The organism is Ancylobacter polymorphus, from assembly GCF_022836935.1.
Taxonomy (GTDB): domain Bacteria; phylum Pseudomonadota; class Alphaproteobacteria; order Rhizobiales; family Xanthobacteraceae; genus Ancylobacter; species Ancylobacter polymorphus_A.
Genome location: NZ_CP083239.1, coordinates 2,525,070 through 2,546,137 on the forward strand (window position 1 = coordinate 2,525,070; position 21,068 = coordinate 2,546,137).

Annotated in this window: 19 protein-coding genes; 13 read left to right on the forward strand and 6 right to left on the reverse strand. The window is 66.7% G+C overall.

What is annotated here, in order from left to right:
- Nucleotides 1-79 precede the first annotated feature (79 nt).
- Nucleotides 80-1,393 (reverse strand): NtaA/DmoA family FMN-dependent monooxygenase, encoded by a 1,314-nt coding sequence (locus K9D25_RS11915; protein WP_244375388.1) that lies wholly within the window; start codon nucleotides 1,391-1,393, stop codon nucleotides 80-82.
- A 262-nt stretch (nucleotides 1,394-1,655) separates the two neighbouring features.
- Between K9D25_RS11915 and K9D25_RS11920 the strand changes: the two genes are divergently transcribed.
- From K9D25_RS11920 to gltS, 7 genes are all read left to right on the forward strand, one after another.
- Nucleotides 1,656-2,687 (forward strand): LysR family transcriptional regulator, encoded by a 1,032-nt coding sequence (locus K9D25_RS11920; protein ID WP_244375390.1) that lies wholly within the window; start codon nucleotides 1,656-1,658, stop codon nucleotides 2,685-2,687.
- A 271-nt stretch (nucleotides 2,688-2,958) separates the two neighbouring features.
- Nucleotides 2,959-4,674, forward strand: coding sequence for a C2 family cysteine protease (locus tag K9D25_RS11925; protein ID WP_244375392.1), 1,716 nt, complete (start codon nucleotides 2,959-2,961; stop codon nucleotides 4,672-4,674).
- Nucleotides 4,675-4,716: 42 nt separating this feature from the next.
- Nucleotides 4,717-5,460: a hypothetical protein gene (locus K9D25_RS11930; RefSeq protein ID WP_244375394.1), complete on the forward strand. Its 744-nt coding sequence runs from the start codon at nucleotides 4,717-4,719 to the stop codon at nucleotides 5,458-5,460.
- Nucleotides 5,402-6,544: a nucleotidyltransferase family protein gene (locus K9D25_RS11935; RefSeq protein WP_244375396.1), complete on the forward strand. Its 1,143-nt coding sequence runs from the start codon at nucleotides 5,402-5,404 to the stop codon at nucleotides 6,542-6,544. The genes K9D25_RS11930 and K9D25_RS11935 overlap by 59 nt, the downstream gene beginning before the upstream one ends.
- Complete coding sequence (locus K9D25_RS11940; RefSeq protein WP_244375398.1) at nucleotides 6,541-8,229, forward strand: ATP-binding cassette domain-containing protein; 1,689 nt, start codon at nucleotides 6,541-6,543, stop codon at nucleotides 8,227-8,229. Before K9D25_RS11935 ends, K9D25_RS11940 begins: the two co-directional genes overlap by 4 nt.
- A gap of 81 nt (nucleotides 8,230-8,310) precedes the next feature.
- Nucleotides 8,311-9,459, forward strand: a complete 1,149-nt coding sequence (locus tag K9D25_RS11945; RefSeq protein WP_244375400.1) for a patatin-like phospholipase family protein — start codon at nucleotides 8,311-8,313, stop codon at nucleotides 9,457-9,459.
- 116 nt (nucleotides 9,460-9,575) lie between these two features.
- Nucleotides 9,576-10,781 (forward strand): sodium/glutamate symporter, encoded by a 1,206-nt coding sequence (gene gltS, locus K9D25_RS11950; RefSeq protein ID WP_244375402.1) that lies wholly within the window; start codon nucleotides 9,576-9,578, stop codon nucleotides 10,779-10,781.
- Between the two features lie 9 nt (nucleotides 10,782-10,790).
- Here the strand turns inward: gltS and K9D25_RS11955 are convergent, their stop codons facing one another.
- From K9D25_RS11955 to K9D25_RS11965, 3 genes are all read right to left on the reverse strand, one after another.
- Entirely contained in the window at nucleotides 10,791-12,008 is a 1,218-nt protein-coding gene (locus K9D25_RS11955) for an alpha/beta hydrolase (RefSeq protein ID WP_244375404.1), read from the reverse strand.
- 101 nt (nucleotides 12,009-12,109) lie between these two features.
- The gene (locus K9D25_RS11960) at nucleotides 12,110-13,606 is read right to left on the reverse strand and encodes an alpha/beta hydrolase (protein WP_244375406.1); all 1,497 of its coding nucleotides are present in this window, start codon (nucleotides 13,604-13,606) and stop codon (nucleotides 12,110-12,112) included.
- Nucleotides 13,603-14,634, reverse strand: coding sequence for an AI-2E family transporter (locus tag K9D25_RS11965; protein WP_244375408.1), 1,032 nt, complete (start codon nucleotides 14,632-14,634; stop codon nucleotides 13,603-13,605). The genes K9D25_RS11960 and K9D25_RS11965 overlap by 4 nt, the downstream gene beginning before the upstream one ends.
- Nucleotides 14,635-14,879: 245 nt before the next feature.
- On the opposite strand from K9D25_RS11965, the gene K9D25_RS11970 reads away from it, so the two are divergent.
- Complete coding sequence (locus tag K9D25_RS11970) at nucleotides 14,880-15,419, forward strand: TRAP transporter small permease subunit (RefSeq protein ID WP_244375410.1); 540 nt, start codon at nucleotides 14,880-14,882, stop codon at nucleotides 15,417-15,419.
- 52 nt (nucleotides 15,420-15,471) lie between these two features.
- A complete protein-coding gene (locus K9D25_RS11975) occupies nucleotides 15,472-16,884 on the forward strand; it encodes a TRAP transporter large permease (RefSeq protein ID WP_244375412.1) in 1,413 nt (470 codons plus the stop codon).
- Nucleotides 16,885-16,886: 2 nt separating this feature from the next.
- Here K9D25_RS11975 and K9D25_RS11980 read toward each other — a convergent pair whose 3' ends face one another.
- Entirely contained in the window at nucleotides 16,887-17,378 is a 492-nt protein-coding gene (locus tag K9D25_RS11980) for a hypothetical protein (RefSeq protein WP_244375414.1), read from the reverse strand.
- 321 nt (nucleotides 17,379-17,699) lie between these two features.
- On the opposite strand from K9D25_RS11980, the gene K9D25_RS11985 reads away from it, so the two are divergent.
- Both K9D25_RS11985 and K9D25_RS11990 read left to right on the forward strand, forming a co-directional pair.
- The gene (locus tag K9D25_RS11985; protein WP_347881474.1) at nucleotides 17,700-18,911 is read left to right on the forward strand and encodes a multidrug effflux MFS transporter; all 1,212 of its coding nucleotides are present in this window, start codon (nucleotides 17,700-17,702) and stop codon (nucleotides 18,909-18,911) included.
- Between the two features lie 125 nt (nucleotides 18,912-19,036).
- Entirely contained in the window at nucleotides 19,037-19,444 is a 408-nt protein-coding gene (locus K9D25_RS11990; RefSeq protein WP_244375418.1) for a DUF1236 domain-containing protein, read from the forward strand.
- 22 nt (nucleotides 19,445-19,466) lie between these two features.
- Here the strand turns inward: K9D25_RS11990 and K9D25_RS11995 are convergent, their stop codons facing one another.
- The gene (locus K9D25_RS11995; RefSeq protein ID WP_244375420.1) at nucleotides 19,467-20,006 is read right to left on the reverse strand and encodes an NUDIX hydrolase; all 540 of its coding nucleotides are present in this window, start codon (nucleotides 20,004-20,006) and stop codon (nucleotides 19,467-19,469) included.
- 75 nt (nucleotides 20,007-20,081) lie between these two features.
- Here K9D25_RS11995 and K9D25_RS12000 point away from each other — a divergent pair, with 75 nt between their 5' ends.
- Nucleotides 20,082-20,480 (forward strand): MAPEG family protein, encoded by a 399-nt coding sequence (locus K9D25_RS12000; RefSeq protein ID WP_244375422.1) that lies wholly within the window; start codon nucleotides 20,082-20,084, stop codon nucleotides 20,478-20,480.
- Between the two features lie 13 nt (nucleotides 20,481-20,493).
- Nucleotides 20,494-21,060 (forward strand): RBBP9/YdeN family alpha/beta hydrolase, encoded by a 567-nt coding sequence (locus tag K9D25_RS12005; protein ID WP_244375424.1) that lies wholly within the window; start codon nucleotides 20,494-20,496, stop codon nucleotides 21,058-21,060.
- Nucleotides 21,061-21,068 lie beyond the last annotated feature (8 nt).

The window sequence follows — 21,068 nt, forward strand, 5'->3', positions numbered from 1 at the left end:
AATTCCATAGACACGCGATCCCGGACAGGACCTGCGGTCCTTCCGGGATGACGCTTCCGCAGGCGGCGCTGCCGCGCTCTCAGAACTCCCGCAGCATCTGCCGCAGCGTGGCGCCTTCGGTGTAGCTCGTGCGGGCGAGGCCGCGCCGTTGCAGGGCGGGCACCAGCCCCTCGCAGATATCGGTGATGTATTGCCGGCTGATGTTGGCGGTGAAGGGCCGGGTGATGAGAAAGCCGTCGCCGCCCACTTCCGCCATCACCTCGCCCATGCGCTCGGCCACCTGGTCGGGCGTGCCGATCAGCCCGTCGAGCCCGCGCGAGAGCTGGTCGGCGCAGAGCTGGCGCAGCGTCTTGCCCGAGCCCGCCTGCTGGAAGGCGTCGAGCGAGCCCTGCTCGCCATTGGTGGTGAGGTGGGGCAGGGGAGCGTCGAGGTCGAATTTCGAGAAATCGATGTCGGTGATGGCGGCGATCATCGCCAGAGCCTTCTCGCAATAATCCGGCGCCTCGATGATGCGCGCCGCCTTGGCCTTCGCCTCTTCCTCGGTCTCGCCAAGGATCGGGGCGACGACGAACAGAACCTTGATCTCGTCCGGGTCGCGCCCGCCGGCCTGCGCACGCGCCCGCACATCGTCGCGATAGGCCTTCAGCCCGGCGACGCCCATGGAAGGGGCGATGATGCTGTCGGCGGTCATGGCCGCGAATTGCCGCCCGCGCGGCGAGCCGCCGGCTTGCACAAAAGCCGGGCGCTGCTGCGGCGAGGGCACGCAGTTGAGCGGGCCGCGGCTCTTGAAATACTTGCCTTCGAAATGGATCGGCCGGACCTTGGAAGCGTCGGCATAGGTGCCGGTGGCGCGGTCGCGCACCACGGCGTCGGCGTCCCAACTGCCCCAGAGCTGCTTGACGAGTTCGACATATTCGTCCGCCATGTCGTAGCGCTCCTGGCGCGGCGGCAGCTTGTCCATGCCGAAATTCTCGGCGGCGAGGTCCTCGCCCGTGGTGACGATGTTCCAGCCGAAGCGGCCCTTGCAGATGCTGTCCAGCGTCGAGCACAGGCGCGCCAGCATGAAGGGCGGATAGGCCATGGTGGAGAAGGTCGCCACCACGCCGAGATGGGTGGTGTTGGCGCCGATCAGCGCCGCCATCGGCGAGGGGTCGGCCTTCGGGCCCATGATGTTGTGCTTGAGATAGACCGCGTTGGAGCCGCCATAGGCCTCGGAGATCATCAGCGTGTCTTCGAGCATGATGTAGTCGAAACACGCGCGCTCCATGGCCTTGGCCATGTCGATGTAGAACCCGCCATCCCAGGGGTCGCCGCCGCCGCCGGTGAACGGCTTGGTCCATTCATCGACCGCGAAATTGGTGAACCAGCCGAGATGGAGTGGCCGTGGCGCCATGATACCTGCCCTGTCTGCCCGTTACCGATAGGCCGAGGCTAGGGCGGGGCTCCCTGTCCGTACCATCGCGAAAAGCCCAAGCGATGTTCGCGCCCGGGCGGCTCATCCTTGGGCAGCGGGGCAGAGGATGTTCAAACGCTGGGCAATTACCTCCGCCGCCATGATGCGCCGCACGCGGACAGATCGCGCGCGATCATGCGGCGCACAATTTGCTAGCGGGATGGCGGGGGGAAGGGGTGTCGTTGACCGGAGAGGCCGAACCATGTCGTCTATCAGCCAGATCTACGATATCGACCTGAAGCTTCTGCGCTGCTTCTGCACCATTGTGGAGGAGCAGAGCTTCACCGCCGCGCAGGCCGCGCTGAATCTCTCCCAATCCACCCTCAGCGAGAACCTGAAATCGCTGGAAATCCGCCTCGGCACGCGGCTGTGCCGACGCGGGCCGAAGGGGTTCAAGCTCTTCCGCGAGGGCGAGGTGGTTTACAAGGCGGCGAAGGAGCTGTTCGCCTCGGTCGAAGCGTTCAAGCAGAAGGCCGCCAACATCAACCAGAATGCCGGCTATGAGCTTTCCATCGGCATACAGGACGGCATCGTCGAAAACCCGTGCGCCCGCATCCACGACGCCATTCACCGTTTCAGCGACTATTATCCCAATATCCGCTTCCGCATGGAGGTGATGCTCGGCTTTCAACTGGCGGGAAGGGTCGCCGACGGCATGCTGCATGTCGGCATCGGGCTGGTGAACGAGCATTATGCCCAGCTGTCCTATGAGCATCTGTTCGATGAGCAGGGCTTCATGTGCTGCGGCCACCGGCATCCGCTATTCGCCGTTCCCGAGGAGGAACTGACGCTGGCGGAGATCGAATCCGCCGCCTATTGCAACCGCGGTCATCTCGAATACTACCACCCCGAGCGCACGCGGCGCAGCGACACCTGCGGCGATGTCGGGCTCGGCATCCAGTCGCAGCTGGCGCTCATCCTGTCGGGGCGCAATATCGGCTATGTGCTCGACCACACCGCCCAGCCGCTCATCGCCAGCGGCGCGCTCCGGGCGCTGCGGCCGGACCGGGTGCGCATCGTCAACCCGATCACCGCGATGACCGGACCCGCCGCCGCCGATTTCAAGCTCGCCCGCCAGTTCGTGGACTGCCTGGTCGATGTGCATATGGAGCTGGGCCAGAGCCGCCTTCTGCCCCGCCCGGACTATGTGACGAGTTGCGGCACGGTGGTGGACCGCGACGGCGTGTTCAGCGTGCTGTCCAATGCGAGGTCGCCCGTTTTCGCCGGCGCGTGAGCGCTGCTGGCGCGGCGGGCGAGCCCGGAGCCTGCACCCTTCGACGCGGCGGTTCTTCTCGTAAAGGTTGTGATTCTTTGGTGAGGCTTCGGTTCGTTCGCTGCGCGAAGAGTCGCGCCAGACACAAGAAAGGATTTTATCTCAATGGCTTGTGGCGACGCGCGCGTCGTCTGCGGGGCGGCGCTCAGTTAAAAATCCCTGATTGCGCTCATTGACGGTACAACTCTGGGGTGCCAATCTACCTTTCGCGGCAGGAGCGCGGGGGCGGTGGATGGTGCGGAAGAATGTGAGCCTTGCGGACAGGGACGGTCTGCTGGCCTTCCCCGCGCCACCCGGTCCGGCGCCGGGGGATCCGGCTCCTCTCGTTCACTGGGATTTTCATACATTCAACGACACGCACCTTCCGCCGCCGAGCGATGAGTACAAGTACGTTCCGGTATCATGTCCACTCTTCAAGTACGAGCCCGATTTCGAGGATGTAAAGCAGGGCGATATCGGTGACTGTTATCTGCTGTCAGCGATAAATTCGATGATCCGTGTGAAGAATGCGAATTTCTTCTACGAGATGATAGGTGTCGCCGCGGATCGTTTGCATGTGCATGTGCGGTTCTATGTGGAGAATGCCGGCGCGATAGTCCCCGTCATCGTTCAGGTCCAGCGTACGATACTGAAGAAGGTCAACGGCGACCACGTCGTCGATCTGCAGCACCACAGCGCGGTCTGGCCGTATTTCGTCGAAAAGGCCTACGCTTTCTTTCGGGCCTATTATTTGCAACCACTGCTCCGGCAAGTGCAGATCAAGATCCCCGATCCGACCAAGCCCCAGCCAGCGCTGCCGCCCTGGCCGTTCGACAGGGCAACCCGTCCGGCGCCGGACCCCGGCCACCGGTATTTCGTCAACTATGTCGAGGCGCTGAAAGGCGGCAATTGTGGGCGCGCCTACCAACATCTCACGGGCGAAAAGACGGAAGATGCAACGGCCGACATAGAAGTTCCCGGCCCGAACGGCACGGTATGGATGGATATGAGGGACTATCGCGGCGCGCTGCTCCGCTGCGTTCTCGACGAGAGTCTCGAAAATCCGTTCGCCGAAACCTGGGATGCGACCTTCGACCGGTTCATTGGCGTGTTGGGCCGCACAGTGTCGGGCCTGACGACCTCCCTCGCGGTTCCCGCCGTGCCGGTGAACGACATCGTCGTGCGAGCCGCGATCAAGCAGCACATCGCGGACACGCGAAAGGCGAACCACTCCGTCGTCGTCGATTTGATCGGGATGCTCGACAAGAAAAAGAAGCTGATGCGGGAGGTGCGGAGCACCGACGTTCGGCCGTTCCTCGCGCGCATGGTCCGGATGCCCGTATCTCTTGCCGCGAGTGAAATGGAGGACATTGATTTCGGCACGTTGCTCCTGGAGTTCGTCAGGAAGTCATTTCCGGGCAAGCGGGGAACGGGCGAATACACGGATTACCATGAAGCGCTCTTCACGCGGCTGACCGCAGCTTGCACCGCGCAGCCCCCCAGGGCGGCTTTCGCATCCACCCGCAACGTCTTGTATATCCTTGATCTCCTTGATCTTGGCCTCGATATCTACGTAACGGAAAGTCAGCGCAAAGGACTTGTTCCTGGTCATGCTTACGAAATATCCGGAACCTCAAAAACAACCGTCAGAAGTGCAAAGGGTTACGTTGATTTGCGTTTCGTTTTATTGCGAAATCCTTGGGGTCGATATGTTAGATCCTACAAAATAAAATTCGAAAATGTCGATGGAGTGGACGTCGTAAAATCCATTTCGGCAAACGAAGGCGCAGAATTCGCCGATCCTCCTGAAGATTCGCTTTCAATACTCGCAGCGCAGGGGATGGGGCTAATGGAGATGGCTGAGCAAATGCAGGCTCTTGCGTCGCAGCAGGTGCGGCGTAGTCCCGTGTTTCCCGTCGAACTCTCCGACATCACCAAGTTCTTCGATCGGGTGCAGCTCGGCGTCTGAGCGCCTTTTCGCAATGTGACGTGTTCAGCAAAGGGCGAGGCCATGGCCGGCGGCAATGAGGGGATAAAGGCGGACAACGTCATTCCCCTGTCGAAGATCGACCCGGAACGGTTCGAGGCGCTGGGGTTGACGGATCATGGCTGCGCCCAGTTGGACGTGTGGCTGGCCGCGCTTGGCGAGAGCGGCGGGGCCGTCTCCGCGCGGCAATTCGAACTGCCGGTCTATGCCAAGGGCGGGGGGCGCACCACCGCCACGCGCGTGTTCGTCGCCTCCCGCGAAACGCGCGAGGTGTGGCGTCCCGGCGACGCCTATGCCGCGCTCAAACCCGCGCAGGCCGCCATCGACAAGGCGCACGTGGAACTTCTCCGTCAATGCCAGGACGAGCTTCGATCTCGGCCGGGCGCTTCGGCCGCTGGCGGCGGAAATCGGCTTCGAGCCACCGTTCCAAGACGGCAGCCTCACCGTCACCGGCGTGGTCGGCGCCCTGCGGCTCGGGGCCGAAGGCACCCGGATCGCACTCAGTTTCGCGTTCAAGACCAAGGACGGCGATTTCCGCCTCACTCTGGTGCGGCGCGCCAGCTGTCGGGGGAAAAGGCCGGCTGGGAGTACAGCCTCAGAATGGGTCCGGCAACCATCGACTTCCGCAGCCTGCCGGTTGTCGGCGGGGCGATCGGTGCGGCGGCGGACGCCTTCGCCAAGAGCGGGGGCAAGAAGGCGGTCGGCATCGATGCCCTGCGGGTCGGCGTGCTCTCCACGCTTGAGGAACCGGTCTCAACCGCCGGGTGATCGTACCCGCCATCGGCGAGGTGGCGGCGTTTCCGCTGGTGGCGTTGGCGATGCAGGAGAACTCCGGCGGCGCCAAGCCTTCGGCCATGGAGATGCTGAACACGCTGGAGCGGCACCTGCCCTTCACGCGCAGGCGCGTCGCAACCTCGCCCTCGTCGCCGCCACCGTCCGACTCCAGAGGCTGTTCGACGCCGCCGGAATCGAGGTGATCTTCTTCAAGGGTGCGCTGGTCGGGCAGCGCGCCTATGGCTCGCTCGCGGTCAAGCACGGCAAGGACATCGACTTTCTGGTGCCGCCGGAGGACCTCGCGGCGACCTTTGCCCTGCTCGCCGGGGAAGGCTACCAGCCGGTCTTTCCCGCGGCGCCGCTGACGGCGGCCAGGATCGACGCGCTACGGGACTTCCAGATCGAGGCGGTGATGGTCGATCCCACGCGCGGCGTGCAATTGGAGCCGCATTGGCGGTTGACCGAGAACCGTCGGCTGCTGCCTCTCGGCCCGCTTCGGGCGGGGGCCGGCAAGCGCGAGAGCCTCGGCGGCGTGCCAATTCGCGGCTTTCATCCCGACGATGAGTTCGCCTATCTCTGCGTCCACGGCGTGCGCAGCGGCTGGTTTCGGCTGAAATGGCTGGCCGATCTTCATGCCCTGCTGGCAGGGCATGCGGAGGAGGAGCGGCTGCGCCTCTATCGCCACGCCGTAGGTCGGGGGGCGGGGCCGGCGGCCCTGCTGGCCTATGGCCTGTGCCGCGACCTGTTCGCGCTGCCGGTGCCGGCCGCGCTGGCCCGTGCGGTCGAGGCGCCGCTGCAACGGGCCATGCGCAGGCTCTGCCATGCGTCACTCGGCGCCAACCATCCGCAGACCTCGTTAGGCCAGGTGCTCGTGCTGCCCATGCTGCATGCGGTGGCCTGCGGGCCCGCGCACATCGGCAGCGAGTTCCTGCGCTGGGGGGTAAACGGCCAGGATGTGCTGGAACTGCCGCTGCCGCGCTACCTGTTTTTTCTCTATCCGCTGCTGCGCCTGCCGCTCTGGGCCGGCCGGCAGATCGCGGGGAGAGGCATGTTCAGTAGCACGGGGCGTGCCCCGTGAGACGGCAACCCGTCGACGCGGCGCTGCTCGTCGCCTTCCTGCGGGCTCTCGCACAGTCCGCACGCGGGCGCGGGGCGCTCAGCATCGCCCTCATCATTGGCGGGGCGATGGTGGAAAGCGTCGGGCTCGTTCTGCTCATCCCGGTCCTGCAGTTGCTCACCGACCGTGAGGGGCTCGTCTCCCTCTGGTTCGCCGAATGGCGCCGCGAAAGGCTGTTGCTGCTCCTTCTCGCGGCTTTCCTGCTGGCGATGACGGCGCGGGCCTTTCTCCTCTATGCGCGCGACCGGCTGTTGTGGCGGGTGGAGAACGACTTCGTCGACGGCCAGCGCGCGCGACTGGTGCAGGGGCTGGCCTCCGCGCGCTGGGCGTCGCTGGCCTCGGTGCGTCACGCGGAAATCCAGAGCGTCCTGTCGACGGAGATGATCCGGCTGGCCATGGCTGTCCGGCTGTTCGTGCAGATCGGTGTGGCCGCGCTGCTGGTGCTGGTGCAGGGGGGGCTGGCCATCTATGTGGCGCCGGCTCTGGCCGGCACCCTGCTCGCGGCCGTGGCCGCGGCGGGCGTCGCCTTTTCCGGCCTGCAGCGGGCCGGCGCCCTGGGACACGATCTCGCCCGCTCCAGCCTTAACCAGATGCAGACGATGGGAAGTCTCCTGTCGGGGCTCAAGGCGGCACTGGCGCAGAACCTTCAGTACCGCTTCCTGCGCGACTTCCGCGACACGCTCGGCGAGGCACGCGGCAACCGGCGGCGCTTCTCCGAACGGCAGGCGCGGCTCCGGCTGGTGTTCGGCATCGGATCGGCCGTCTGCGCTTGCCTGGTGGTGGCAGGTGGCGCGCTGGTGCTGGAGATGCCGACGCCGGCGCTGATCCTGCTCGTGCTGATCTGCGCCCGCCTCGCCGGACCGGTGCTGAACCTGCAGCAGGCGATGCAGCAGTTCGCCTATTCCCTGCCCTCCTTCGCCGCCGTCGCGGCCCTGGAGGCGCAGCTGGAGGCGCCCGCTGCAGGGGCGGTGGAAGCTCAGCGGATACTGCCGGGGGCCGTCGAACTGCGGGCTGTGCATCGGCTCCATGGCGAAGGGGCCGGCCTCGCCGGCGTCGATCTCGTCATTAACCCGGCAGAACGGATCGCGGTCACCGGCGCCTCGGGCGCGGGCAAGACGACGCTGCTCGACGTGCTGGCCGGGCTGACGGCGCCGGACGGGGGCGCGGTTCTGGTAGGCGGCTCCACGCTTGATGTCACCGCCCTGCCGGCCTGGCGCGAGCGTGTCGCCTATGTCGTGCAGGAACCCTATCTGTTCCGTGACAGCGTGCGCGCCAATGTGACGGCCGATACACCCTGTGACGACGCCGCGCTCTGGTCGGTGCTTGAGCTTGTGGGTGCCGACACGCTGGTGCGGCGCCTGGAGCGCGGGGTCGACACGCTCATCGGCGAAGGCGGCGCCGTGCTCTCCGGCGGGGAGCGCCAGCGCCTGGCCCTTGCCCGCGCCATTTTGCGGCGCCCGCGCCTGCTCATGCTCGACGAGGCCACCAACGCTCTCGACCTGCCCTCGGAGAGGCTTCTGCTGCAACACCTCTTTGCTCTCGCTCCGCGCCCGGCCGTGCTGATGGTGACGCACAGGCGCGAGAATCTGGACCTGTTCGACCGGGTTCTGGAGCTGCGGGAGGGTCGGCTGCTGCCCTTGGGATGAGCTCGTCGATCATTCTCCCGATGTTGCGACGCAGCATCCTGACCGCTACGGTGCCCGCCCCCGGTTCCAGAAGGCGCGCCCATGCCCTCCAAGATCCCGTCTCCCGCATCGGCATCCGGTTCGACCACCGCCCGGAAGCCGCGACCAGGCGGCCGGCGGCGGTCTCAGCCCAGCGCGGCGCATGAGCCGGAAGCGGGACAGGCGCCCGCCTCGGCGCGCGGCCCGGTGCGGGTCGAACTCGCTTTGCAGGGCGGCGGCTCGCATGGCGCCTTCACCTGGGGCGTGCTCGACCGGCTGCTGGAAGAAGACTGGCTCAGCATCGAAGGTGTTTCCGGCACCTCCGCCGGGGCGATGAACGCGGCGGTGCTGGCGGACGGCTTTGCCGCTGGCGGGCGGGAGGGCGCACGGGCGGCGCTCGACGCCTTCTGGCACAATGTCGCCGAGGCGGCGCGCTTCAGCCCGTTCCAGCGCGGTCCTCTCGATGTGCTGCTCGGGCGCTGGACGCTCGACCATTCGCCGCTCTTCGTCGCCCTCGACCTGATGTCGCGGCTCTACTCGCCCTATGATCTCAACCCGACCGGCGCCAACCCGCTGCGTGCCGTGCTGGAGAAGGTGATCGAGTTCGAGCGGCTGCGCACCTCGCCGATCAAGCTCTTCATCACCGCCACCAATGTACGCACCGGGCGGGGACGCGTTTTCCGCAATGCCGAGATCACGCCGGAGGTGCTGCTCGCTTCCGCCTGCCTGCCCACCCTGTTCCAGGCGGTGGAAATCGACGGCGACAGCTATTGGGACGGCGGCTATTCCGGCAACCCGACCATGACGCCGCTGGTGCGCGAACTCGCGTCGGAGGACACGATCCTCGTCCCGATCAACCCGGTGGAGCGTCCCGGCACGCCGCGCACCGCCTATGAAATCCTCAACCGGCTGAACGAAGTCTCGTTCAATTCCGTGCTGATCAAGGAGCTGCGCATGATCGCCCTGCTGCGGCAGGTGGCCGATCCCGGCAATTGCGAGGGCGCGCACTGGGCGCGGATGCGCATTCATGTCGTGCCCAACGGCGTGGTCGATCAACTCGGCTATTCTTCCAAGCTGAATGCCGAACGCGAATTCCTCGCCATGCTTCGGGAGGAGGGGCGCAAGGCGGCCGACGCCTTCCTCAAGGCCGATGGCGACAATATCGGCAAACGCTCTTCGGTCGATCTCGACGCGCTGCTCGACGGCGTGTGAGGCGCGGCCCGGCTTGCCATGGCCGGCACCGGGGTGGCACCTAGGGCGCTGACCGGGCGCCGAGCGCCAAGGATGTCATGCAAAAGGGTGCCTGAAGGCGCCGAGGCGGAGTGACCATGCCGGCGATCGAGATTTCGGGTCTGCTCACCTTCACCATCGCCATCGTGGTGTTTTTCGCCGGTTCCGGCATCAACCGGGCGATTCCGCCGCTCGGCCGGTTCAACATCCCCGAGGCGGTGACCGGCGGGCTGCTGGCGGCGCTGGCGACGCTGATCGCCTACCGCGTCTTCGACACCGCCATCGTGTTCGATCTCGCCGCGCGGGACATGCTGCTGCTGTATTTCTTCACCGGCATCGGCCTCAATGCCCGGCTCGACGACCTCGTGGCCGGCGGGCGGCCGCTGTTGATCCTGCTCGCGCTCACCGTGCTCTATCTCGTCATCCAGAACCTGATCGCCCTCGGTGCCGTGAGCCTGCTCGACCTGCCCGAGGGGCTTGCCGTCTTCCTCGGCTCGGCCTCGCTCATCGGCGGGCATGGCACCACCATCGCCTGGGCGCCGCTGATCGCGGAGCGCTTCGGCGTCGCCAATGCGCTGGAGGTAGGCATCGCCGTGGCGACGCTCGGCCTCGTGCTGGCGAGCCTCGCTGGCGGGCCCATCGCCCGCTATCTCATCGCCCGCCACCATCTCAGGAGCGAGCCGGGTCAGGAGGCTATCGTCGGCCTGCCGAAGCCAGTGAACGAGCGTGCGGATGACGACATCAGCCATGTCAGCCTGCTGCGCACCGTGCTGGTGCTCAACGTCGCCATCCTCATCGCCTTCGGGCTTGAGGAGGCGGTGGAGTGGACGGGGCTGAAGCTGCCCATGTTCGTGGTGTGCCTGCTGGTCGGCATCGCGCTCACCAACACCGTGCCGCGCCTGTTGCCGCGCCTCGCCTGGCCCACCCGGACGAGGGCGCTGGCGCTGCTCTCCGATCTCGCGCTCAACATCTTCCTCGCCATGTCGCTGATGAGCATGCAGCTATGGAGCATTGGCGGGCTGGGCCTCGCTTTGGTGCTGGTGCTGGCGGTGCAGACGGTGGCGGCGGTGGCCTATATCGTCTTCGTGGTGTTCCCGGCGATGGGGCGCGACTACCAGGCGGCGGTGATCTCCGCCGGTTTCACCGGCATCAGCCTCGGGGCCACGCCGACCGCCATCGCCAATATGACCGCGGTGACCAAGGCGCATGGACCTTCGCCCCGCGCCTTCATCATCCTGCCGCTGGTCTCGGCCTTCTTCATCGACATCATCAACGCGGCGGCGATCGGCTTCCTGGCGCGCTGACGCGGCGGTTCAGTCCGCCGCCGGGTCCTCGACCGTCTCGCTGAGCGTCTGGCCGAAGCGTTCGACCTGGCCCTGATAGGTGCGCCGCGTCTTGGGGTCGATGACGGCGATCGGCGCGCTGAGCGCGAGGCCGGCGGCACTGCCGACGGTCTGGCCGACCCCGATGGCACCGGCGGCGATGCGGTCGCCGAGACTGATCTCGGAATCGGTGACGGTCTGCCCGTTCACCAGCCGCTGGCCGATGAGCTGCACCACCTCCGGCGAGGAGGCGAAGCGGCCGTGATTGAGCGAGTCGCCGCCACGCATGGCAGTGAGATCAATGACCACGATGCCGGATTTCTCCAGATCGGCGTAGTATTTCTGGGTGTCAATCAGCCCCAGCCGGTCCACGCCGCCGGCGATGCGGCGGGAAACCTGCAGCGCCCGGTCGTCCTGCGACACGAACAGGGTGAAGCGCGCCTGCGGCCCGTTCAGCGCCCGCCATTGCGAGGCGAACACGTCGACATCGACATCGGGCGAGGCGAGGATGACGTTGCGGATCTTGGCCGGCAGCTTGCCGCGCCGGATCGCCATCTGGCGCAGGCTTTCCATGGCGAGCCACGCCCCCATGGAATGGGCCATGATCGTCACGTCCTCGACGCGCGGATCGCTGGCGACCTGCCACACCGTCTCCTCGAAGGCGTCGCGCGAGAAGATCGTGCTTTCACGGTCGAAGAGATAGTCGAACACCCGGGCGCGGGAGGGCCAGGTGAACAGGACCGGAGCGACCTCCGATCCCGAATCATGCACGATCTGGGCGAAGCGGTAGACCGCGTCTTCAAAGCGGTTGTTGAAGCCGTGGACGAAGATCAGCACCCGCCGGCTCGGCGGCAGATGGCTGTCGAGCCAGCCCTTCGCCGCCTTCACATTCGGCAGCGGCTTGACCGAGAGCGTGGCGAAGTCGGTTTCCGGGTTGGGCGGCAGGCGGCGCGGCCACTGCACTTCGCCGATCTGGCGGCGGCTGTCCGGCGGGATGGAGACGGTGAAGGCGTCGAGCGACACGCCCGCGCCGCGCTCGCCGGTGTAGAGAATGCCGGCGTCGGTGGAGGGCTCGCGCGTGGTGGCGACGAGCAGATCGACCTTGGTGGTGTCGGGCGCGGCGGCCTCGACGGGGGTGAGCACGCCCACCGGCCGGTTCGAGCATCCCGCGCACAAGGCGAGAACCAACGCAACGATGACGAGACGCATTCAGCCTCCGCAGGCCCCTGCCTGTGCCGAGTGCCAGCATTAGCGCGGCACCGTGTCAAAGGCGAGTCGTCGAGGCACGGCCGCGCCGACCGCTGAGCGCCTCAGGGGGCCGGCGCGGCGGCTGGCTCCTGTGTCGCGCTCGCCGCCGCCGGCGGGGGCATGATGCGGTCGTTCATGTAGGAGAAGAACGGGTTGGACGACATGCGCACCAGCGCATCGAGGCTGACGATCAGCGCGCCGCGCTCACCCCGCACCGCCATGGCCCCGAGCTCCAGCCCGAAATTGTCCTTTGGATCGGGATGCGACCCGTACAGCCCGTCCTCAGGCGGGAAGGGCAGGGCGACATGGGACAGCGAATAGACATCGGACGGGTAGAACAGGCCGAGCGGACGCACCGTCTCCTCGGTGCTGCCGGCGGGGATGGCATGCTCGATCACCTGGTCCGACCCCGCATCCTCATTGGTGATGATCACGGTGCGGAAGGTTCGCGGCAGCGGCGGCAGCAGGCGCAGCAGCGCTGAATAGGAGGTGGCGCGCAGCAGGGGACCGAGCTTGGTGTTGCGGTTGATGTCGAACAGCACCAGCTCGCTGCCATTGGCCGGCAACTGGCCGTACAACGCATCGATGATGGCGCGGGTGGAGACGGTGAAGTCCATCACCGACTGGAAGGTGAGCGTCGGCGCCACATCCTTCAGCCGCCCGGCCCGCGCCTCGGCGGTGATGGAGGCTTGCAGCGCCCGTGTGAGACGGTGCGACTGCACGGCGCCGTTCACCGGGAAGCTGTTGTACTTGAACGGATTGAACTCCGGCACGATGCCGAGCCACGCCGCTTTGTCGAAGGCCGGCAGCCAGGCCGGCAGCGCCGCCAGCCCGGCGAAGCGGGCGAAGCGGGTGATGCCGATCATCGGCGAGATCAGCACCAGCCGGTCCGGGCGGACGAGTTTGTCGTCGCTGAGCGCGTCGAGCGCGTATTTCAGCGCCAGCGCACCGCCATTGGAAAAGCCGACGATTTCCAGAGGCTTGCCCGGCGCGCGGGCGGCGGCTTCGCGCACGGCGAGGCGCGTGGCGGCGAGCCAGTCCTCCCACTCGGCGGCGGTGAGCCCCGCCGGCACCGTGCCATGGCCGGGCAGACGCGGGGCGATGACCAGGAAGCCATTGGCGAGATAGCGCCGGGCGACATGGCGCAGGCTGTAGGGCGAATCGGTGAGCCCGTGCAGCAGCACGACGACGCCCACCGGCGCGCCTTCCGGCACCAGCTCATAGGAGCGGTTGAAATCCTGCGAGAGATGGGGCGGGTAGACCACGCTGCCGGCGAAATAGCGGTTGGAGGGTACCCGGTCCTCCTCCGGCAGCGTCTGCACGACTTCGCGGGTCACGTCGGCGAACAGCTTGTCCTCGCGGGCGAGGTAGGCGCTCCAGTCGGCCTTGTCGAGCTCGGCGACGCTCATCTCCTCCGGCACGAAGGTGTGCCAGGGTTCCAGCGGCGCGCCGCTCTGGGCGAACCAGACGCGCGAGCCGAGAAAGGCGACGAACAGCACCAGCGCCAGCACGCCCGCCCATTTGAGGGCCCTGCGCAAAACCTTGAAAAGCGTGCTCATGAGCGGACCTCGGGTTCCTCGCGGCCGGACAGCAGCCGGGCGATCCAGCGTGTGCCGTCGCCCTCCTCGCAGAAGGTGAGGGCGGCAATGACCAGCGGCACGCCGATGAAGGCGCCGGACAGGCCCCACATGAACGCCCAGAAGAACACGGCGAACAGCACGAGGAAGGGCGAGATGGCGAGCGCCTTGCCGGCCACGCGCGGCTCGATATAGCTGCCGCTGAAGAACTGGATGACGTTCATGGCGAGGAACACCGCCACCGCAGTCTCCCACGCGCCGAATTGGGCCAGGGCGAAGAAGGTCGGCAGCAGCGTCGCCACCAGCGGGCCGATGAAGGGGATGTAGTTGAGCGCGAAGGCGATGACGCCGAAGGCCAGCGCGAGATCGAGCCCCATGGCGGCGGACAGCGCCCAGACGAACAGGCCGGTGAGCAGGCTCATCACCGTGCGCACCATCATATAGGTGCGGAACTTCGCCGCCGTCGCCGCACTGGCCCGCACGAGGCGCCGGCCGGTGTCGCCCGCTTCCGCCACCAGCTTGGTGCGGACGATGTCGACCTCCAGCAGGCCGAGCATGACGAAGATCAGCGTGACCACGCCGAAGCCGAGCATGCCGTTGAGCCGTCCGGCCAGCCCCTGAAACGTGCCGATCAGCCAGCTGGCGTTGAAGGTGTCGGCCAGCATGCCGGCGGAATAGAGCCCCATTTCCTCCAACTGCGCCGCCGTCTCGCTGTAGATCGCCTGGAAGCGCCCGGCATTGGCGATGAGCCAGCGCCCGGCCTGGCTGAAGCCCCAGATGGTGACATAGCCGAGCAGGGCCAGCGCGAGGATGGTGAGGACCAGCGTCACCATCATCGCCAGCAGCGCCGGCACGCGCTGCTGCAGCCGCTGCTGCAGCGGCCAGACAAGGGCGATGATGAACAGGGCGAACGCCACCGGCGCCACCACGGAGCGTGCGAGATAAATCGCCCCGGCCGCGAGAATGAACGCGCAGATACCGAGCGGGAGGCGGAGCGCGCCGAGCGTCATGGGAGCTTTCGTGAAAGATGGCGACAAAGTGACATGCGGGATAACACGCCGCGCCGCCTTGGGAAATCCGCCAGAGCCGGCGTGACCACGGTTCGCTGACGCAAGGGCAGAGACGCCGTCGGCGCGCGCCGCGACAAGGCGGGTTAAATTGGCTGAGACGATGGTCTATCTTGCCGTCCTCGGTGGGGGCGGCGATGGGGGCGCCCCGGCCCAAACAGAACAGCCGGCCAGTTCGGGGGGATAGGATGGGAGGGCTTCTCGCCTTCAGCCGTTTCGTTGACGGGTTCAACGAGAAGTTCGGCCGTATCGCCGATTACTGCGTGCTGTTCGCCTGCCTCGTCAGCGCCGGCAATGCCACGGTACGCTATCTCTTCAGCTATTCCACCAACGGCCTGCTGGAAGTGCAGTGGTATCTGTTCGGCGCCGTGGTGCTGCTGGGCGCCCCCTATACGCTCAAGCGCAACGAGCATGTGCGGGTCGATCTGGTCTACATGGCGGTGTCGCCCCGCGTGCGGCTGTGGATCGACACGCTGGGCTTCCTGCTGGTGCTCATCCCGGCCGGCCTCTATCTCACCTGGCTGAGTTTCCCCTTCTTCTGGCAGTCCTTCGAGGCCGGCGAAGTCTCGCAGAATGCCGGCGGGCTGATCCTCTGGCCGGCCAAGTTGCTGCTGCCGCTCGGCTTCGCGCTGCTCACCGTGCAGGGGCTTTCCGAACTCATCAAGCGCATTGCCGCGCTGTCGGGCGTGCTCGACATCTCGACCGACTACGAGAAGCCGCTCCAATAGGAGCGGCACGACACCCCGCTGTTCCGGCCCCTATCCGACGCGCGAGCCCCGCATGTTCTCCTATGGCGTGATGCCCCCGCTGATGTTCGCCGGCATGATCTGCTTCATGCTGGCCGGCTTTCCCGTCGCGTTCTCGCTGGTGGCGGTCGGCCTGTTCTTCGGCACGCTCGGCATACTGACCGACCATTTCACCTTCAGCTTCCTGCAGGCGCTGCCGTTCCGCTTCTACGGCATCATCTCGAACGACCTGCTGCTCGCCATTCCGTTCTTCACCTTCATGGGGGCGATACTGGAACGCTGCGGGCTTGCGGAGGACCTGCTGGAGGGAACGGGCAAGCTGTTCGGCAAGGTGCCGGGCGGGCTCGCCTATGCGGTGATCATCGTCGGCGCCATCCTCGGCGCCATCACCGGCACGGTGGCGGCCTCGGTCATCGCCATGGGCGTGATCTCGCTGCCGGTGATGATCCGCTATGGCTATAATGAGCGCCTCGCCACCGGCGTCATTGCGGCCTCGGGCACGATCACCCAGCTGATCCCGCCCTCGCTGGTGTTGATCGTGCTCGCCGAGCAGCTCGGCCGTCCGGTGGGCGAGATGTATCTCGGCGCCATCGGCCCCTCGCTGCTGCAGGTGCTGATCTTCCTCGCCTATGTGTTCGTGCTGTCGCTCATAAAGCCGCAGCATATGCCGCCGCTGCCACCGGAAGCGCGCGGGGAGGGCGGCTGGCCGCTGGTGCGGCAGGTGCTGTGGGGCATGGTGCCCTCCATCGTGCTGATCCTGCTGGTGCTCGGCACGCTGGCCATGGGCCTCGCCACGCCGACGGAAGCGGGCGCCATGGGGGCGGTCGGCGCGATTGCGCTGGCGGCGCTGCATGGGCGGCTCAGCTGGACCCTGCTGCGCCAGGCCATGGCCTCGACCGCGCGGCTGACCTCGATGGTGGTGTTCATCCTCATCGGCGCCACCGTGTTCAGCCTCGTGTTTCAGGGCATGGACGGCGCGCTGTGGATCGAGCACCTGCTGGCCCAGCTGCCGGGCGGGAAGGTCGGATTCCTGATCTTCGTCAATGTGTTCATCTTCTTTATCGCCTTCTTCCTCGACTTCTTCGAGATCGCCTTCATCATCGTGCCGCTGCTGGTGCCGGTGGCGATGAAGCTCGACATCAATCTCGTCTGGTTCGGCGTGCTGCTGTGCGTGAACATGCAGACGGCGTTCATGCACCCCCCCTTCGGCTTCGCGCTGTTCTACCTGCGCGGCATCGCGCCCAAGTCGATCCGCACCTCGCAGATCTATTGGGGCGCGATCCCCTGGCTGCTGATGCAGCTTGTTCTCGTGGTCGTGGTCATCCTGTGGCCGGAGGCGGTGACCTACTGGATCAGCGCGCCCTCCACCGTGGACCCTTCGACCATCGAGCTGAACATCCCGCAATTCGACGCGCCGCCGCTCGATCTGGCGCCGCCGAAGTTCTGACCTCAGGCGGGGAGGGCGGCGGGCGGCCTCTTTCCGCGCACCGCTGCGATGCCGGCCAGCACGAAGAGCAGCAGGACGACGCCCTGCGCAATGGCGAAGGGCGGTTCGGACTGGGTGGGCGCCAGCGCTTTCAACGCCGGCACCTTGGCGAAGAGCTGGGCAATGGCGACGAAGACCAGCAGCCACTGGCTGGCGACAATGCCGATGGCATAGACGAGGCCCCATCGTCCGGCCCGGTGGAAATGGGTGAGCGCCGGCACGGTGACGGCGAGCACCGCCAGAGCGATGGCGCCGACGATGTGCGAGGGCAATACGCCGTTGAAGGGAAAGCCGAAACCGGTGGCGCTGGTCGCGAAGGCGGTGGCGAGGAAGGCCACCGTCCAGCCCCGCCGGTCGCGGCCGGCGATGAGGTCCGCCATCACGATGAAACCGGTGGCGATGGCGATGAGGCTGAGCCAGGTGTGGAAACCCGTCCACGTGGTCGGATCGAACATGCGCATGCTCCCCGATGGCGCCTCCGCCCGACGCGGTGCGCGGCGCCGGCAGGCCGCCGCCGGCGCATTGATGATATCCATCAGATTTATTGACGCCAGCACGAAAGCCTTGCGGTTGCTGCTTTTGTCGCCGACGCACGGCGGAATTCACCCGTCTGTGTCTTTCGGCCTATAGGCCGCGTCGGCGCCGCGCGCTAAGGCGAGGTCCGCTACCCGCCGCCGCCCCTTCGCCGATCGGGGCGGCCCTGCCGCATTGGATCGCCTATGTCCTCCCCCCTGTCCACGCCGGAGCGTCCGCCCGCCGGCTCTCCGCACCCGGGAATGGGTTTCCGGGAATTCGTGCTGTTCATCGCCGGATTGATGGCCACCAACGCCATCGCCATCGACTCGATGCTGCCAGCGCTGCCGGAGATCGGCGTGTCGCTCGGCATCGACACGGCGAACCACGCCCAGCTCGTCATCACCGCCTACCTGCTCGGCTTCGGCGGGGCGCAGCTGGTCTATGGCACGCTGGCGGACCGTTTCGGGCGGCGCCGCGTGCTGCTGTTCGGCCTCGCGGTCTATACGCTCGCCTCCATCGGAGCGGTGTTCGCCGGCACGCTGGGGGTGATGCTGGCGGCACGGGTGCTGCAGGGCGTGGGCTCGGCGGCGACGCGCATTCTCGCCATCACCATCGTGCGCGACTGCTATTCCGGCTCGCACATGGCGCGGGTGATGTCGCTCGCCTTCCTCGTCTTCCTCTCGGTGCCGATCGTGGCGCCCTCCATCGGGCAGGCGATCATGCTGATCGCGCCGTGGCGCGGCATTTTCCTGATGCTGTGCCTGTTCGGGGCGGTGCTGTTCGTCTGGACGCTGGCGCGGCTGCCGGAGACGCTGCATCCGGAAGACCGCTCGCCCATCTCCTTCGCCGGCATTTCCCATGCGTTCGGGCTGATTGTCCGCAGCCGCATCACGGTCGGCTACACGCTGGCCATCACCATGGCGATGGGCGGGCTGTTCGGTTTCATCAATTCGGCGCAGCAGGTGTTCGCGGATGCCTTCGATGCCGAGGCGTTCTTTACGCTCATCTTCGCGCTGATCGCGGTGTTCATGGCGGCTTCCTCGCTGCTCAATGCCCGGATCGTCGAAAAGCTGGGCATGCGGCGGGTGTCGCATGCGGCGCTGTGCGGCTACGTCACCGTGACGCTTGTGCATGCCGCCATCGTGCTGGCCGGGATCGAGAGCATCTGGAGCTTCTCCATCCTGCAGGGGGCGATGATGTTCTGCTTCGGCCTCATGGTGTCGAACTTCAATTCGATGGCGATGGAGCCGGTGGGGCATGTGGCCGGCACGGCATCGTCGGTGCTGGGTTTCGTCAGCACGGTAGGCGGGGCGCTCGCCGGCTTCGCTCTGGGGCAGAATTTCGATGGCACCACGCAGCCGCTGACCCTGGGCTTCGCCGCCTTGGCCCTCGCGGCGCTGGGCTTCGTGCTGTTCGCCGAGAGGGGCCGGCTGTTCCAACGCGACCGCCACGTTTCTGATACCGAAACCTGAACTGGCAGAGCACGCCAAGGTATTCCGCCGCCGTCTTCTGTCGCCTGCCCCGACACTGGAACGCCTTTCCTGTTTCGGCGTTGAGTTCCCGCCAATCAAAGGGGCAGGGCGACAGGAGAATTACCATGATTCGACATGCTATTATTGCGGCTTCGCTGGTTCTGGCCGCGCCGCTGGCCGCGAATGCGCAGGATGGCGCCGGTACCGCGGCCGGCGCGACCACGGGGGCCGTCGGTGGCGCGCTGGTGGGTGGCCCCGTCGGGGCCGTGGTCGGCGGTGTCGCCGGGGCGGTGGTCGGGGGCATTTCCGACGAGCGCCGGTCGCGCTTCCGCGGTTATGTCGTGGAAGAGAACATCCCGTCCTATCGCGTCGAGCGTGAGGTCGTGGTCGGGACCGAGCTGCCGCCGGGCAGCATCCGCTATTATGAAGTACCCGCCGAATATGGCGTGCAGGAATACCGTTACACCGTCGTGAACGAGCGCACCGTGCTGGTCGACCCCGCCACCAACCGGGTCGTGCAGATCATCGACTGACGAAAGCCCGCTCCGTGGCGGTTCATCCCGCCGCGGAGCTGGCGCTGGCCTCCGTGCGACGCGACGACCGACCGGCGCGCGGCGGCTTGGAGGCCGCGAGCAAGCGTGCCGCCCGGGACTGCGAAAATTCGAGCAAAATCGCGCCGAGTTCCGGCTCGTCGATCAGCAGCGCGGCGTCTTCGGCCGGCAGCCAGACTTGCGCCCGCTCGTGACGCTCGGGCCAGTCGGCGAGCTGACGGCGCACGGCGAGAGGATAGACAGACACTTTCACCAGCGCGAAATGGCTGTCGAGCCGCTTCCAATAGAGATACTGGCCCAGCCGCTTGCGGCCGACCTCGCCCACCACGCCGGCTTCCTGACGGGCCTCGATCTCCGCCGACTTCCAGTCCTTGCGGTTCTTCATCGGCCAGCCCTTCGGGATCACCACACGCTGGGTTTCCCGCGAGGTCATGATGAGCACCTCGATCTCGCCAGCGGGTGTCACACGGTAGGGTAGTGCCGCCACCTGGCTGAGGGGGCGGCCGTCGGTGATGCGACGCCTGATCTGCTTCTGTTTGGCCATGATGTGCTAAATGTAGGGCATCGCGCAGGAATAGCGATGCCTCTCAGGGGCCTTTCTCATCCGACGGGATCTCGCATGACGACCGAATTGAGCCTTCTCGCCTGGGTTCTCGTCCTCGCCGTGGTGCAGGTGATGCTTCCCGCCATGTGGCGTAACCGGGAGACGGGGCTCGACTACAATGCCGGCCCGCGCGACGAGCCCGGTCCGCCGGTCGGTGTGGTCACCGGTCGGCTCCGGCGTGCGCAGGCCAATCTTTATGAGACGCTTCCTCTTTTCGCTGCGGCGGTGCTGATCGCTCACGTCGCCGGCCGGGAAGGGGCGCTCACGCTCTGGGGCGCGTGGCTCTATCTCGGGGCGCGGATCGTCTATGTGCCGCTTTATGCAATGGGCGTGCCTTATCTGCGTTCGGCAGTCTGGTCCGTGTCCCTGCTGGGGCTGGGGCTGATCCTGTTCGCCATTCTGATCCCGGGCTGAGGAGGGCGGGCGCATGGCGGTCGATTTCGCCTCTTTCGATTTTCTCGTCGTCCCGGGTCGTGAGAACGCGCCGGCCGAACATTGGCAGTCGCATTGGCTCGGCGCCTTTGCCAACTCCAGCCGGCTGATCCAGGCCGAGTGGAGCCGGCCCGAGGTCGGGGCCTGGACCCACCGGCTCGATGCGGCGGTGGAAGCGGCACCGCGGCGGGTGGTGCTCATCGCGCATTCGGTGGGCGTGGCGACCGTCGTGCGCTGGACCTTGGCGCAGCCAGAGCGGGCGCGCGCCAAGGTGGCGGCGGCCTTGCTGGTGGCGCCGACGAATGTCGACGACCCCGACCCCTCCTTCGATCTCGTGCGCAATTTCGGCCCCATGCCACTCTCGCCTTTGCCTTACCCCGCCTTGATCCTGTCATCGCGGGATGATCCGCGGGTGACGCCGCACCAGGCACAGGCCTTTGCGCAGGCCTGGGGCGCGGAAATCTCCGATGTGGGCGAACTCGGCCACATCGGCTCCGCCGCCCGGCTCGGCCTGTGGCCGCAGGGGCTGGTGCTTCTGGGTGGGTTGCTGGCGCGGATCTAGTGGCGCTG

Bases quoted from the DNA above. Each gene is read 5' to 3' on its own strand.
- K9D25_RS11960 (WP_244375406.1), bottom strand. From the start codon at position 13,606: ATGAGCACGCTTTTCAAGGTTTTGCGCAGGGCCCTCAAATGGGCGGGC.
- K9D25_RS11930 (WP_244375394.1), top strand. From the start codon at position 4,717: ATGGCCGGCGGCAATGAGGGGATAAAGGCGGACAACGTCATTCCCCTG.
- K9D25_RS11990 (WP_244375418.1), top strand. From the start codon at position 19,037: ATGATTCGACATGCTATTATTGCGGCTTCGCTGGTTCTGGCCGCGCCG.
- K9D25_RS11995 (WP_244375420.1), bottom strand. From the start codon at position 20,006: ATGGCCAAACAGAAGCAGATCAGGCGTCGCATCACCGACGGCCGCCCC.
- K9D25_RS11985 (WP_347881474.1), top strand. From the start codon at position 17,700: ATGGGTTTCCGGGAATTCGTGCTGTTCATCGCCGGATTGATGGCCACC.
- K9D25_RS12005 (WP_244375424.1), top strand. From the start codon at position 20,494: ATGGCGGTCGATTTCGCCTCTTTCGATTTTCTCGTCGTCCCGGGTCGT.
- K9D25_RS11935 (WP_244375396.1), top strand. From the start codon at position 5,402: ATGCCCTGCGGGTCGGCGTGCTCTCCACGCTTGAGGAACCGGTCTCAA.
- K9D25_RS11945 (WP_244375400.1), top strand. From the start codon at position 8,311: ATGCCCTCCAAGATCCCGTCTCCCGCATCGGCATCCGGTTCGACCACC.
- K9D25_RS11975 (WP_244375412.1), top strand. From the start codon at position 15,472: ATGTTCTCCTATGGCGTGATGCCCCCGCTGATGTTCGCCGGCATGATC.
- K9D25_RS11980 (WP_244375414.1), bottom strand. From the start codon at position 17,378: ATGTTCGATCCGACCACGTGGACGGGTTTCCACACCTGGCTCAGCCTC.
- K9D25_RS11955 (WP_244375404.1), bottom strand. From the start codon at position 12,008: ATGCGTCTCGTCATCGTTGCGTTGGTTCTCGCCTTGTGCGCGGGATGC.
- K9D25_RS11915 (WP_244375388.1), bottom strand. From the start codon at position 1,393: ATGGCGCCACGGCCACTCCATCTCGGCTGGTTCACCAATTTCGCGGTC.
- K9D25_RS12000 (WP_244375422.1), top strand. From the start codon at position 20,082: ATGACGACCGAATTGAGCCTTCTCGCCTGGGTTCTCGTCCTCGCCGTG.
- K9D25_RS11965 (WP_244375408.1), bottom strand. From the start codon at position 14,634: ATGACGCTCGGCGCGCTCCGCCTCCCGCTCGGTATCTGCGCGTTCATT.
- K9D25_RS11970 (WP_244375410.1), top strand. From the start codon at position 14,880: ATGGGAGGGCTTCTCGCCTTCAGCCGTTTCGTTGACGGGTTCAACGAG.
- K9D25_RS11920 (WP_244375390.1), top strand. From the start codon at position 1,656: ATGTCGTCTATCAGCCAGATCTACGATATCGACCTGAAGCTTCTGCGC.
- K9D25_RS11925 (WP_244375392.1), top strand. From the start codon at position 2,959: ATGGTGCGGAAGAATGTGAGCCTTGCGGACAGGGACGGTCTGCTGGCC.
- gltS (WP_244375402.1), top strand. From the start codon at position 9,576: ATGCCGGCGATCGAGATTTCGGGTCTGCTCACCTTCACCATCGCCATC.